The sequence below is a fragment of the Streptomyces sp. NPDC042102 genome (genome assembly GCF_055582305.1).
The window spans coordinates 881,590-894,329 of record NZ_JBVJDL010000001.1; the positions used below are offsets into that span (position 1 = coordinate 881,590).

Consider the following 12,740-nt stretch of genomic DNA (forward strand, 5'->3'; position numbering starts at 1 on the left):
CCTTCAGGCGGTGTGGCCGACGAGGAGGTCGGCGAGCTTGGTGAGGCGCTTGACGGTGCGGTCCTCGGTGGCGGCGGCGGCCGGGGAGACGCGCTCGGAGCGGTCGTAGTAGGCGCCGTTGACGATCTCGACCGCCGGGTCGCAGAGCCGTACGACGTGTGCCGCACCCTCGGCCGCCGGCGCGCCCTCGTGCCCGTACAGCGGGAGCAGGCCGGTCTCGCAGACGCCGGGGTCGACGGAGACGGCCGTCACGCGCGGGTCGGCGGCGAACACGGTCAGCGCCAGCTGCGACTGCGCGTACGCGGCGAGGCGGGCGTACCGCCGGGTGCGGTGCGGGTCGTTCCACTGGATCGCGGCGGTGCGGTGCAGCGAGGACGAGACGTTGACGACCCGGCCCCCGGGCTCGCTCGTCAGGGCCGGCTCCAGCATCGTCGTGAGGAGGTAGTGGGCCAGGAAGTTGACCTGGAAAGCGATCTCGTTGCCGTCGGCGGTGAGGGTGTGGCGCTCCGGGGCCGCCATGGCGGCGTTGTTGACGAGCGCGTGCAGGTACGGGTGTTCGCGGACGACGGCGTGGGCGAGGTTCTCGACCTCCTCCAGACGGGAGAAGTCGGCGGCGAGCGGGCGCAGCAGCGCGCCGTCGATACCGGCTGCGGCGATCAGCCGGTCCACGGCCGCCCGGGCCTCCTCGGGGGTACGGCCGTGGAGGAGGACGGTGGCGCCGCTGTCGGCGAGCATGCGGGCGGCCTCGAAGCCGATGCCGGAGGTGGCTCCGGTGACGAGGACGGTACGGCCGGACAGGGTGGAAGACATGTCGGATTCCCGGATGCGGGCATGACGCGTACGCCGCGGCCCCCGGCACTGGGCAGGGACGGGTACGGGCTCGCGTCACGCGGTGAAGTGGTGAGACGGGGAACAGGCGGGTGCGCGGCCGCCGTCACGGCTGCGGTGAGCCGGGGCGGGCGGCGGGACGGACCTGGACGACGCGCGGCAGGGGTCAGACGGCCGGGCGGGCAGCGGTCGCTGCCGGCGGCACCTGATGCGGTGGCCGGTCGTCGTGGCGCAGACCGCTGTTCATGGACCCATCCCAGCGCATCGGCACACGCCGGGGCAAGGTCCCCCGCCCTGCTTTGACGGGCTTCTGACGCGCCACGATCGCCGCGGCGCGCGGTCCCGGGAGACGGGGCCTGCCCCGTTCATCGCGTTCCCCGCCGCCCACGGCCGTCACCAGGCCGTGGGCGGCGGTGCCGAAGATCCCCGGCCTCGGGTGACATCACGGGGCATCAGGAAGCCGACAGGATTCCCGCCGCACCCTCGCCCCGGCGCCGGTCCGGCGGGATGCTCGGAACCATGACGTCCTCCTGGGGTCCCGACCGCAGTGTCCGGCGAGCCGTCCTCGCCCTCGGGGCCGGGGGCACGGCCGTGATCGCCGCGGGCGCCGCGACCGAGGCGCTGTGGCTGCTGGGCATCGGGGTGTGGGCCGCGATCCTGGCGATGGCCGTCGAAGTGATCTACCGGCCGTGAGTCCCCGCCGGCCCTGATCAGGGGCCGTGGCTTCGGGCTCCGCTACCCTCGGTCGTACTGACGTTCACTTCGTGTTCCGGGCCGGCGCGGCCGGAGCGGTTCCGGGAGACGCCACCGTATGCATGCGCAGCCATCGGCCGTCCGGGTCGGCGCCCTCGTTCCGCTGACCCCGCCCGGCTGGGCCGAGGCCGGCCGGCACCTGCTCGCCGGACTCGAACGGGCCGTGGCCGACGTCAATGACGCCGGCGGGATCGGTGGGAGGCCGCTGGAACTGCTGGTCCGGGACACCGCGGCCGATCCGGAGCGGGCCGCCGCGGCCGTGGAGGAGTGGGCAGCGCTGGACGTGGCCGCCGTGGTGGGGGAGTACCACAGCGTCGTCGCGCGGGCCGCGGCCGCCCGGGCGGCCGCCCTCGGGCTGCCCTTCCTGTGCTCGTCGGCGGTGCTCGACGCGCTCACCGACCGGCCGGCGCCCGGGGTCGCGCGCCTGGCCCCGGCCCAGTCCCACGGCTGGGGGATCTACGCGGACTTCCTCCTCGGCGCCGGCCACCGCCGTATCGCGGTGGCGGCCGAGCCGAGCGTCTACTGGGCCGCCGGGACCCGCATCCTGCGGGAACACCTCACACCGCGCGGCGCCGAGGTCGGCGAGCTCGACCTGCGGGCGCTCGGGCCCGCCGGGGTGTGCGACGCACTCGCCGACGGGCGCGCGAGCGCCCTGCTGATCCTGGCCGGCCACCCGGACCCGGCCGTGCCGGTCGTCGAGGCGGTCCGCGGCGACCGGCGGCTGGCCGGGATCACGATGGGTGCGCCGGCCGGGCAGCCGGAGTTCGCCGCATGGGCGCGGGCACTGGGCCGGGACGGCGCCGGGATCCCGTTCCTGCGCTACCTGCCCGAGCGCTTCGGCCCGCTCGGCGCCCGCGTGGCGGCCGACCTGCGCGAGCGGCTGGGCGCGGCACCCTCCTTCGTCGCCTTCGAGGGCTACGACACGATCGCCGTCCTGGCCGAGTGCCTGCGTTCCCACGGGGTGGAACGCTCGCGCACCGCCGCCGCCTGGCCGCGCGTCGCGGTCGAGGGCACCCGCGGGCGGATCCGGTTCTCCCGTACGCCGGGCACGAGCGTGTGGCAGTGGGCCTGGCCGCCGGTCCAGGTCGTCGACCGGGACCCGGCGGACCCCGAGCGCTTCCGGATCCTGCACACCGGCTGAGCCCGGCGGCCACCGGTCAGTCGAGGACCGCGGTGGCCTCGATCTCGACGAGGTGCTCGGGGACGTCCAGGGCCGCCACGCCCAGCAGGGTGGCCGGCGGCGTCGCCGTGACGCCCAGCTTCGTGGCCGCCCGGGTGATGCCGTCCATCAGCAGGGGCATCATGTCGGGGGTCCAGCCGACGACGTACACCGTCAGCTTCGCCACGTCGTCGAAGGTGGCACCGGCCCCGGCCAGGGCGGTGCCGACGTTGAGGTAGCACTGCTCGACCTGAGCGGCGAGGTCGCCTTCGCCGACCGCGACCCCGTCGGCGTCCCAGGCGACCTGACCGGCCAGGAAGACCAGCTTCGACCCGGTCGCGATCGACACCTGCTGGTAGGCGCCGATCTCCGGCAGCCCGCCGGGGTTGACGAGGGTGATGGCCATGAGCACGTCTCCTTGCTTCGTTCCGCGGGGCGCGGGCGCCCGCTGCACGGACGACCGTGCCGCCCCGCGCTCTCTTGTGGTTACTCAAGAACCGTAGGAGAGTGGCGGCTGACGTGGAAGAACGCACTTTTGAGTGACTGGGGAACCTGATGGTGACCACGAAGTACGACGGCTCGGTCGACGAGGCCGATCTCCGGCGCGCCGACTCCCTGGGGCGGGAGATCTTCTCCGACGTCGCCAACAAGTGGGCGCTCCTCATCATCGAGGCCCTCGGTGAGCGGACCCTGCGCTTCAGCGAGCTGCGGGACGAGGTCGACGGCATCAGCCACAAGATGCTCACCCAGAACCTGCGGATGCTGGAGCGCTACGGGCTGCTGGAGCGGACCGTGTACCCCACCGTGCCGCCCCGGGTCGAGTACCGGCTCACCGAGCCGGGGCAGGCCCTGCGCGCGACGATCGAAGGTCTGTGCGAATGGACCCACCGCTACATCGGGCACATCGAGGCCTCGCGCCGCCGCTTCGACTCCTGACCGGCGGGCCGCACCAGAAAAAATGTCGGGTTACGACCCATCCGTCCCGCTTTCTGTGTCGAATCCCTTGTGCCACATCGTGCACAGCTCTCACGCAGGTGAGGGCGAGGAGGTGGGATCCATGTCCGCTCCCAACCGAGCCAGGCGCCTGGCGGTCGCCATGACGGCGGCCGGTGCGCTCGCCGGCGGCGCGGTACTCGGCGGGGCCGCCCAGGCCTCCGCCGCTCCCGCTCCCCAGACGGCCGTCGCGGAGTCCGTCACCCAGGACCACGGCAAGAGGTGCGTCTGGAAGAAGGGCCACCTGGAGAAGCGGTGGGTCAAGGGCCACTGGGAGAAGAAGTGGGTCCGGGACGGGTACCGGGACTACAAGGACCGGGACTACAAGGACCGGGACGGGTACAAGGACCGGGACTACAAGGACCGCGGTTACAAGGACCGGGACCACAAGGAGCGGGACTACAAGGACCGCGACTACAAGGACCGGGGTTACAAGGAGCGTGACTACAAGGACCGCGACTACAAGGACCGTGGCAACGGTGACCGCGACTACGGCGGTGACCGGAACTACGGCGGTGACCGGAACCGGAACGGGAACGACGACGGGGACCGGGGCCGGAACCACGACAGCGGATGGAGCGGGTCCTCCCGCAGCGGCCACGGGCACTGGAAGTGGATCTACGTCCCCGGACACTGGGACAAGATCTGGGTGAAGGGCCACTGGGACTGCTCCTACAAGCACCGCTGATGAGGCGGGCGGCGGCGGCCCCGCGTCCGCGGGGCCCCACCGCCTTGCCCCTTCCGTTGTCCCCGGAATGCGCCCGGCCCGCGACAGTGGTGGGATCGGGAGCAGGTGCACCCGAGGACACGGGACGTCTGATGGAGGACAGGGCCGACAATGCGGACGCCGGGACCGGCGCCGGCGACGGCACTCTGGACGCGCTGCTCCTGAAGGTCGCCACCGGCGACCAGGAGGCGTTCACCCCCCTCTACGACGCGCTGTCGGCGCCCGTCATGGGCCTGGTCTGCCGGATCCTGCGGGACGAGGCCCAGGCTGCGGAGGTGACCCAGGACGTGATGGTCGAAGTCTGGCGCACCGCCGAACGGTTCCGGCCGGAGCTCGGCACCGCGCGCGCGTGGGTGCTGCTGCTGGCGCACCGCCGCGCCGTGGACCGGGTCCGTGCCGCCCAGGCCCGTACCGACCGCGAGGAGAAGGCGGCCCGGCTGGAGCGCGTCCCGCCGTACGACGAGGTGGCCGACGCCGCCCTGGACCGCGACGAGCGGGTCCGCGTGCGCCGCTGCCTCGACACGCTGAGCCCGCAGCAGAGGGAGGCCGTCCGGCTGGCCTTCTACGAGGGCATGACCTACCGGGAGGCGGCGCGCACCCTGGACTCACCGGAGGGGACCGTGAAGTCCCGGCTGCGCGACGGACTGCACCGGCTGCGCGACTGTCTGGAGGCGTCCCGATGACCCCCGCCCCCGACCCGCACGCGGCGCTCGCCGCGTACGTCCTGCACGCCCTCCCGCCCGACGAGGAGGCCGCGTTCGCACGGCACCTGGCGCACTGCCACCGCTGCCGCCGCGAGGCCGTCCGCCTGGCCGCGGCCGCCGCCTCCCTGGCCGAGCTGCCCCCCGTGGCGCCACCGGCCGCGCTGCGCGACCGGGTCCTCGAACGGATCGCCACCAGCCCGCAGGGCCCGCCGGCGGACGAGGACGGGCCGCCACCGCACGTTCCCGCGGCCCGTACCGCCCGTACCGTCCGGGCCCTGCGCTGGGCCCTCGCCGCCTGCCTCGCGCTCGTCGTCACGACCGGCGGGATTGCGTACTGGCAGCACGAGCAGGCCGAGGAGGCCCGGGCCGGCCTCGCCGTCGCCCTGATGGACCCGACGGCCCAGCTCGCGGAGGTCCTGGCGGCCCCCGACGCCCGGATGAGCGCCACCGTCTTCGCCGACGGGGCCACCGGCTGCGTGATCTTCTCCCGCAGCTCGCACCGGGCCGCCTTCATCGCCTCCGGCCTGCCGAAGCTCTCCGCGGGCCAGGTGTACGCCCTCTGGTACGACGACGCGGGCGCGCGGCGCCCGGCCGGCACCTTCCCCGGCGCCCTGGAGAAGTGGCACATCGCGCTGCTGGACGGCCCCGTCGACCACGCCACCGCCGTCGGTGTCACCGTCGAACCGGTGGGTGCCGTCACCGGGCCCACCACCGACCCCATCGGCGTGATCGACATCCCCGCCTGACGGCGTTCCCGGTCGTCAGCCGCGCCAGATCTTCTCGTACGCCTCCCGGTAGCCCCGCGGGTCCCAGGAGGTGGCCCCGGCGCTGTTCGCGGCCGTGGAGATGTGCACGGGGGCCACGTATCCGCTGGCGGGCCGGTCCGCGAAGGCCCGGTTGAACTCGTCGACGATCTGCCAGCCCTGCTGCGTGAGGGGCTCCGGCACGGTGGCCGCCTGGTACTGCTCGCTGTTGATGCGCCGGAAGGCGGAAGGGTCGCCGTCACCGGCACCGATGTTGAACGGCGGTCCGGCACCAGGCCGGCCGGCGGCGCGGAAGGCCGGGGCCGCGTCGTCGAAGTAGAGGTCGTTGATGGCGACGGAGTACGTCCACCGGTCCCGGAAGCGGGACAGCAGCGAGGAGACCTCCTGCGGAGTGCGCCGGCTCGCGTCCGGGATCGGGATGTTGGCGTGCGCCAGCAGCCGTACGCCGGGACAGTCGGCCAGCCGCTGCTCGATCAGCTGCGACTTCGTACCGGCGAACGGGATCGAGTCGTCGGTGAAGACGACGACTCCGGCGCCGCCCCCGGACCGGGCGATGACCCAGTCCGCGCTGACCTCCGCCACCTCCTCCACCTTCGTGGTGACATTGGTGAACAGCCGGGGACGGGCGCTGGGGCCGGGGGAACTGACCGCGTGCCAGCCGATCAGCGGGATGCCCGCGGCCTCGGCCCGCGCCACCTGCTGCGAGGTCAGACGCGGGTCGAAGCCGCCGATGACGATGCCCGAGGGCCTCAGCGTGACGGCCTGGCTGAGCGCCGCCTGGATGCCGGCCGGGGTGCCTTCCCCGTCGATCACCCGGACGTCCCAGCCGATCGTCCGCGCGGCCTGCCGGACGCCCTCGGCCACTCCGGCGACGCCCGGGTTGGTCATGGTCTGCGCCACGTAGACGATGCTCTTGCCCGGGACCGCCGCCGGGCCGGTGGTGGGGCCGTTCCATGTGGCGTCCGTGCTCTCGGCCCGCGCCACGCTCGCCTTGGCCTCCTGGAGGACGGCCGGACAGCCGGCGGCCGAGGGGTCGGGGCGGGTGCCGTCCGGGGGGCCGCTGTCGCAGCCGGTGACGGCGGCAGCCGCCGCCAGCAGCAGGGCGGCGGCCGCGAGGGCGGTCGTGCGGTTGGGGTACACGGTGCTCCTGATGCTGGTGGGTCCTCAGGACCGGGGGCCGGGGGCCGGGGCCGGGGTCTGGGACGGGGAACCGGGGACCTGGGGGGCGGCGTCGGGGCGCAGCCGGCGGCGGGCGGAGTAGCCGGCCAGCCCGACCGCGACGAGCAGGGTGCAGCCGTTGAACAGCGGGGTCGCCCAGAAGTCGGCGCCGAGCTGGCCGATCCCGGCGAGCCCGACGGCGAGCACGGTCACGGCCACCAGGGTGCCCAGGGCGTTGGCGCGTCCCGGCTTGATCGCGGTGGCGCCGAGCAGGGCGCCGACGAACGCGGGCAGCAGGTAGTCCAGGCCGACGCTGGGGTTGCCGATCTGCTGCTGGGCGGCGAGCAGCACCCCGGCGAACCCGACCACCGTGCCCGACGCCGCGAACGCGTACACGCACATCCGGTGCGTGGGGATGCCGATGATCGCGGCGGCGCGGGGGTTGGAGCCGATGACGTACAGGTACCGGCCGAACGGCAGCCGCTCCAGCACCACCCAGAGGACGACGACCAGGGCCAGGACGTAGTAGGCGGGGAGCGGCAGGCCGAGGACCCGGGTGTCGTAGAGGCCGGTGAAGGCGGCCGGCAGCCCCTCGGGGCCGGGGACGATCCGGCCGCCGTCGGTGATCCAGCCCGTGACGGCGTACATCATGCTGCCGGTGCCGAGCGTGGCGATGAAGGAGTCGATCAGGGCGAACTCGACGATGACCCCGTTCACGGCGCCGGCCAGGGTCCCCCCGAGGATCACCACGAGGCAGGCCGCCGGCCAGGGCCAGCCCTCCTCGACGATGAGGTGCAGCACCATGACGTGCGCCAGGCCCAGCCCGTAGCCGATCGACAGGTCGAACTTGCCGCACGCGACGCAGATCGTCGCGCCGAGGGCGAGGACGGCGGGGATCGACTGGTTGGACAGGATCGAGGAGACGTTGTCCCGGGTGGGGAAGGTGCCGGGCAGGGCGAGGGAGAAGCCCAGGAACAGCAGGACGGTGAGGGCCAGCAGACCGAACCGGCCCAGGAAGTGGCCGTGGCCGTGGCCGTGCCCGTGCGGGTGGCCCGGCCGGGAGCGGCGCGAGGAGGGCGGCGTCACGGCCTCTCCGGGGGTCCGGCGGGTCCGGAGGGTCCGGGTGTGCCGGGGTCCCCGGGCGGTCCGGCGGGTCCGGGCGGTCCGGTGGCCGTGGTGTTCCCGGTGAACGCGGGCAGCGCCGAGGCCGTACGGGTCAGTTCGGTGACGGTCAGCGCTCCGCCCGTCAGCTCGGCCACCACGCTCCCGCGCCCGAACACCAGCGCGCGGTGGCAGAGGCCGGCCACCTCCTCGGCGTCGGTGGAGATGAGCAGGACCGCCAGGCCCGCGGCCACCGCCTCGTCGAGCAGCCGGTGGACCGAGGCCTTGGCGCCGACGTCCACGCCCGCCGTCGGGTCCTCCAGGATCAGCAGGCGCAGATTTCCCCGGAGCATACGGCCGACCATGACCTTCTGCTGGTTGCCGCCGGACAGGGTGGCGATCGGCACCTCGCTGTCGCGGGGGAACACCGAGAACCGCTCGATCAGGGCGGCGGCCTCGGCACGCTCGCGCCGCGGCCCGAGCCAGTGGCGTCCCGGCCCACCGGTGGCCCGGGGGTCGGCCAGGAAGTTCTCCCGTACCGTCAGGTCCGCGGCGCAGCCCTCCTCCTGACGGTTGCCCGCCACCAGGCCGACGCCGCGGGCGACCGCGGCGGCGACGTCCCGCGGCCGGTACGGCCGCCCGTCGAGCAGCGCCCGCCCGCCCAGCAGCGGCAGCGCTCCGGCCAGGGCCCGGCCCAGGTGCCCGTGGCCGGCGCCGGTCAGGCCCACCAGGGCGAGGATCTCGCCCGCGCGCAGGTGCAGGCTGACGGGTCCGGTGCGCGCGGTCGTCACGCCGTCCAGGCTCAGGACGGGCGGGCGGGCGCGCGGGGCGGGAGCGGTGGGGGTGGTGGCGGGGGGCCGGCCGACCGGTTCGTGGCCCACGATGTCGCGGACCAGCCGGTCCGGACCGTACGGGGCGAGGGGACCGTGGCTGACGAGCCGTCCGTCGCGCAGCACGGCGAAGGTGTCGGCCACCTCGTACACCTCGTCGAGCCGGTGGCTGACGTAGAGGATGCCGTGCCCGTGGTCGCGCAGGGTGTGCAGGACGCCGAAGAGGCGGGCGCAGTCCGCGGCCGGGAGGGTGGCGGTCGGCTCGTCGAGGACGAACAGCCGGGCCTCGCGGGCCAGGGCGCGCGCGATGGCGACCAGGGAGCGTTCGGCGGGGGCGAGGCCGGCGACCGGCGCGTCGGGGTCGAGGTGCCCGGCGACGATCCCCAGCGCCCCGGCGCAGCGCTCGCGGGTGCGCCGCCAGGAGATCAGTCCGCCGCGGCGGGGGTATCCGGTGCCCAGGGCGATGTTCTCGGCGACCGTCATCCACTCGACCAGCCCCAGGTCCTGGTGGATGAAGGACATGGCGCGGCGGGCCGCGTCCGAGCCGAGCGGGTGCCCGGCCACGGTCACCTCGCCCGCGTCGGCGTGGTGGACCCCGGCGAGGATCTTGATGAGCGTGGACTTCCCGGCGCCGTTGGGGCCCAGCAGGGCGAGGACGCTGCCGCCGTACACGTCGAGGCCGACCCCGTCCAGGGCGACGGTGCCGCCGAACCGCTTGCCGAGGCCGCGGATCCGGACGAGGGGTGCCCCGCCGGGGCGCGGGAGCGGACTCGTCGGGGTGACGGGAGTGTCATGCACGGACTTCTCCGGGGCCGCCTGGGGAGGTTCTTCCTGGAGCGAGGGGAACAGTGAGGGAACAGAGGAGACATCCGTGATGCTACTGGTCGATACCAGGACATGACGGATATGTACGTGGTCAGGCCGCGTCCACGGCGCATTCGGCCCAGATGACCTTGCCGTGGGGGGTGTAGCGGGTGCCCCAGGCGTGCGCGAGCTGCGCGACGAGGAACAGTCCGCGTCCGCCTTCCTCGGTGCTGGCCGCCCGCCGCAGGTGCGGGGCGGTGCTGCTGCCGTCGGAGACCTCGCAGATCAGGTTGCGGTCGTGGATCAGGCGCACCTGGATGGGCTCGCCGCCGTAGCGGACGGCGTTGGTGACCAGCTCGCTGAGCATCAGCTCGGCGGCGAACGCCAGCTCGTCCAGCCCCCAGTCGGCCAGCTGGCCGGTGGCCGCGGCGCGGATGCCGGAGACGAGGGAGGGATCGGCGGGCACGTCCCAGGTGGCGATCCGGTCCGCGGGCAGGGCGAGCGTACGGGCGACGAGCAGCGCGACGTCGTCCGCGGGGTGGTCGGGCGCCACGGCGTCGATGACGGCCTGGCAGGTGTCCTCCGGCGGGCGGTCCGGGTGGGCCAGGGCCCGGCTCAGCTGGTCGACCGCGACGTCGAGGTCGCGCTCGCGGTCCTCGATCAGCCCGTCGGTGTAGAGGACCAGCGTGCTGCCCGGGGGGAGCTGGATCTCGGCCGTCTCGAAGGGCAGCCCGCCCAGGCCCAGCGGCGGTCCGGCGGGCAGGTCGGGGAACGTCACCCCGCCGTCGGGGTGGACCAGGGCCGGCGGGGGATGGCCCGCGCGGGCCATGGTGCACAGCTGCGACGTGGGGTCGTAGACGGCGTACAGGCAGGTGGCGCCGACGATCCCGCTGCTGCCGGCGGCGTTCTCGCCGCCCTCCTCGCGGTCCAGGCGCACCAGGAGGTTGTCCAGGTGGGTGAGGAGCTCGTCCGGGGCGAGTTCCAGTTCGGCGAAGTTGCGTGCGGCGGTGCGCAGCCGGCCCATGGTGGCGGCGGCGTGCAGGCCGTGGCCGACGACGTCGCCGACGAGGAGGGCGACGCGGGTGCCGGAGAGGGGGATGACGTCGAACCAGTCGCCGCCCACGCCGGATTCGGCGGGCAGGTAGCGGTGCGCGACCTCGACGGCGCCCTGCTCGGGCAGGCCGTGCGGGAGCAGGCTGCGCTGGAGGGTCAGGGCCAGGGTGTGTTCGCGGGTGTAGCGGCGGGCGTTGTCGATGCAGAGGGCGGCGCGGGCCGCGAGTTCCTGGGCCAGCCAGCAGTCGTCGTCGCCGAACGGGGCGGGGTCCTGCGAGCGGTAGAAGCTGGCGACGCCGAGCAGTACGCCCCGGGCGAGCAGCGGGACGCAGACGAGGGAGTGCACGTCGTGGGCGAGGATCCGGCGGGCGTGGCGGGCGTGCTCGGGCTCCTGGTCGATCCAGCCGACGGCGTGGCGCAGATCGGCCTCCAGGACCGCCCGGCCGCTGTCCAGGCAGCGCATATGAGGGGTGCCGGGGAGCAGGTCCACGCGCCGGCCGGCGGGGTAGAAGGGACAGTCGTCGCGTATGCCGTGGACCACCGCCCGGTGCAGCTCGGTGTGCGGGTCGGCCGACTCCTCGCCGCGCAGGACGGACTCGGGCACGTCGACGGTGACGTAGTCGGCCAGCCGCGGTACGGCCACCTCGGCGAGCTCCTGGGCGGTACGGGTCACGTCCAGGGTGGTTCCGATGCGGGTGCTCGCCTCGGCCAGCAGCTCCAGCCGGCGCCGCGCCGCGACGGCGTACTTGCCGACCTCCGGCTCGCCGACCAGCACCAGTCCCCTGACCCCGCGGCCGGGGGCGCCGGGGCCGGCCGGCTCGCTGTCGGCGGGGCCCGCGGTGGGGGCTCCCGCGGGGGGTCCGGCGCGGGGTGCGCCGTGCGGCGGGACGGCGAGGTGGTGTACGGGCGGGTCCTCGCCCGTGAGCACGGCCTCGACGACGACCCCCGCCACCCCGGAACGGCTCACGAGCGGGCTGCTCACGAGCGTGACGCCGCGCCCGTGCGGCAGGGACACCTCGACGGCGGCCCGCTGCGTCGAGCACAGCAGTTCGGTGGCCTTCTCCTTGAGGATCATCTGGTCGCCGCGGTCGAGCCCGCTGTCGCCGAGCTCGTCCAGGGCGAGCAGGTGCCCGTTCACGGCGTCGCCGCCGGCCCGGGTGAGGTGGCCGGCCTCCAGGTACGTCCGCAGCAGGGCGCGCTCGCGCGCCGAACGCTGCTCCATCAGCCGCCGCTCGATGCTCTCGGCGGCCCGGCGCACCACGGCGGGCAGTTCCGGGTCCTCGTAACTGTGCGGATAGCCGAGGCACAGGACACCGACGACGTGTCCGCTCAGCTGGTCGCGGATCGGGGTCGCGGAGCAGGCGTTCGCCTGGGAGCGCTGGGCGAAGTGCTCGGCCCCGTAGACCTGGACCAGGCGCCGTTCGGCCAGTGCGAGCCCGATCCCGTTGGTGCCCGCGAAACGTTCGGCGAAGACGAAGCCGGGGACGCTCTGGATGGGCGGGAGGCTGTGCTCCAGGGACGGCTCGCCGAAACGGCGCTGGAGCACCGTTCCGTTGCCGTCGGCGAGGCAGACGTTCATCTGGCTGCCCGAGAACCGGGCCGCCAGCCGGTCGAGCACGGGCCCGGCCGCGTGGACGAGCCGGCTGTCCGGGTCGAAGTCGTCCCGGTAGGGAAGTTCGGTCTGGTCCGGGGAGAGGCCCAGCGACTGGCAGCGCAGCCAGGAGTCCAGGATGGGGCCGCGTACCCCGTCCGCGACCGGTTCGCCCAGCAGGAACCGCTCACGGGAGCGTGCGGGACCGATCTCGTCTCCCGTGACCCCCATACGCATCGCTTCTCCTCACCGAGGCCCTTTGCCGCACGGAGCGC

General features: G+C 74.4%; 12 protein-coding genes. 6 read left to right on the top strand and 6 right to left on the bottom strand.

The genetic code is table 11. From position 1 onward, the window contains the following. Positions 1-3: 3 nt before the first annotated feature. Positions 4-810, bottom strand: coding sequence for an SDR family NAD(P)-dependent oxidoreductase (locus ACZ6KO_RS03705; RefSeq protein WP_469299497.1), 807 nt, complete (start codon positions 808-810; stop codon positions 4-6). A 537-nt stretch (positions 811-1,347) separates the two neighbouring features. On the opposite strand from ACZ6KO_RS03705, the gene ACZ6KO_RS03710 reads away from it, so the two are divergent. Together ACZ6KO_RS03710 and ACZ6KO_RS03715 are read left to right on the top strand one after the other, a co-directional pair. After that, a complete protein-coding gene (locus tag ACZ6KO_RS03710; RefSeq protein ID WP_469299499.1) occupies positions 1,348-1,521 on the top strand; it encodes a hypothetical protein in 174 nt (57 codons plus the stop codon). Between the two features lie 118 nt (positions 1,522-1,639). Further along, positions 1,640-2,722 (top strand): ABC transporter substrate-binding protein, encoded by a 1,083-nt coding sequence (locus ACZ6KO_RS03715; protein WP_469299501.1) that lies wholly within the window; start codon positions 1,640-1,642, stop codon positions 2,720-2,722. 16 nt (positions 2,723-2,738) lie between these two features. Here ACZ6KO_RS03715 and ACZ6KO_RS03720 read toward each other — a convergent pair whose 3' ends face one another. Further along, positions 2,739-3,146: a RidA family protein gene (locus ACZ6KO_RS03720; RefSeq protein ID WP_469299504.1), complete on the bottom strand. Its 408-nt coding sequence runs from the start codon at positions 3,144-3,146 to the stop codon at positions 2,739-2,741. Positions 3,147-3,295: 149 nt separating this feature from the next. Here ACZ6KO_RS03720 and ACZ6KO_RS03725 point away from each other — a divergent pair, with 149 nt between their 5' ends. The 4 genes from ACZ6KO_RS03725 (at position 3,296) to ACZ6KO_RS03740 (ending at position 5,910) form a co-directional block, all read left to right on the top strand. After that, positions 3,296-3,676: a winged helix-turn-helix transcriptional regulator gene (locus tag ACZ6KO_RS03725; protein ID WP_469299506.1), complete on the top strand. Its 381-nt coding sequence runs from the start codon at positions 3,296-3,298 to the stop codon at positions 3,674-3,676. Positions 3,677-3,797: 121 nt separating this feature from the next. Then, positions 3,798-4,421 carry a hypothetical protein gene (locus tag ACZ6KO_RS03730; RefSeq protein ID WP_469299508.1) on the top strand — a complete coding sequence of 208 codons (624 nt, stop codon included), beginning with the start codon at positions 3,798-3,800 and terminating at the stop codon, positions 4,419-4,421. A 131-nt stretch (positions 4,422-4,552) separates the two neighbouring features. Next, a complete protein-coding gene (sigK, locus tag ACZ6KO_RS03735) occupies positions 4,553-5,143 on the top strand; it encodes an ECF RNA polymerase sigma factor SigK (RefSeq protein ID WP_469299511.1) in 591 nt (196 codons plus the stop codon). Then, on the top strand, positions 5,140-5,910 hold the full coding sequence (locus ACZ6KO_RS03740; RefSeq protein ID WP_469299514.1) for an anti-sigma factor: 771 nt from the start codon (positions 5,140-5,142) through the stop codon (positions 5,908-5,910). The genes sigK and ACZ6KO_RS03740 overlap by 4 nt, the downstream gene beginning before the upstream one ends. Positions 5,911-5,925: 15 nt before the next feature. Here ACZ6KO_RS03740 and ACZ6KO_RS03745 read toward each other — a convergent pair whose 3' ends face one another. From ACZ6KO_RS03745 to ACZ6KO_RS03760, 4 genes are all read right to left on the bottom strand, one after another. Beyond that, positions 5,926-7,068 carry a substrate-binding domain-containing protein gene (locus tag ACZ6KO_RS03745; protein WP_469299517.1) on the bottom strand — a complete coding sequence of 381 codons (1,143 nt, stop codon included), beginning with the start codon at positions 7,066-7,068 and terminating at the stop codon, positions 5,926-5,928. Between the two features lie 24 nt (positions 7,069-7,092). Continuing rightward, entirely contained in the window at positions 7,093-8,172 is a 1,080-nt protein-coding gene (locus ACZ6KO_RS03750) for an ABC transporter permease (RefSeq protein WP_469299519.1), read from the bottom strand. Beyond that, positions 8,169-9,815: a sugar ABC transporter ATP-binding protein gene (locus ACZ6KO_RS03755; protein WP_469299521.1), complete on the bottom strand. Its 1,647-nt coding sequence runs from the start codon at positions 9,813-9,815 to the stop codon at positions 8,169-8,171. Before ACZ6KO_RS03755 ends, ACZ6KO_RS03750 begins: the two co-directional genes overlap by 4 nt. Before the next feature lie 118 nt (positions 9,816-9,933). Continuing rightward, positions 9,934-12,696 (bottom strand): SpoIIE family protein phosphatase, encoded by a 2,763-nt coding sequence (locus tag ACZ6KO_RS03760; RefSeq protein ID WP_469299523.1) that lies wholly within the window; start codon positions 12,694-12,696, stop codon positions 9,934-9,936. Between the last annotated feature and the right edge of the window lie 44 nt (positions 12,697-12,740).

Coding starts and splice junctions, on each gene's coding strand:
- ACZ6KO_RS03705 (WP_469299497.1), bottom strand. CDS start 810: ATGTCTTCCACCCTGTCCGGCCGTACCGTCCTCGTCACCGGAGCCACC.
- ACZ6KO_RS03710 (WP_469299499.1), top strand. CDS start 1,348: ATGACGTCCTCCTGGGGTCCCGACCGCAGTGTCCGGCGAGCCGTCCTC.
- ACZ6KO_RS03715 (WP_469299501.1), top strand. CDS start 1,640: ATGCATGCGCAGCCATCGGCCGTCCGGGTCGGCGCCCTCGTTCCGCTG.
- ACZ6KO_RS03720 (WP_469299504.1), bottom strand. CDS start 3,146: ATGGCCATCACCCTCGTCAACCCCGGCGGGCTGCCGGAGATCGGCGCC.
- ACZ6KO_RS03725 (WP_469299506.1), top strand. CDS start 3,296: ATGGTGACCACGAAGTACGACGGCTCGGTCGACGAGGCCGATCTCCGG.
- ACZ6KO_RS03730 (WP_469299508.1), top strand. CDS start 3,798: ATGTCCGCTCCCAACCGAGCCAGGCGCCTGGCGGTCGCCATGACGGCG.
- sigK (WP_469299511.1), top strand. CDS start 4,553: ATGGAGGACAGGGCCGACAATGCGGACGCCGGGACCGGCGCCGGCGAC.
- ACZ6KO_RS03740 (WP_469299514.1), top strand. CDS start 5,140: ATGACCCCCGCCCCCGACCCGCACGCGGCGCTCGCCGCGTACGTCCTG.
- ACZ6KO_RS03760 (WP_469299523.1), bottom strand. CDS start 12,696: ATGGGGGTCACGGGAGACGAGATCGGTCCCGCACGCTCCCGTGAGCGG.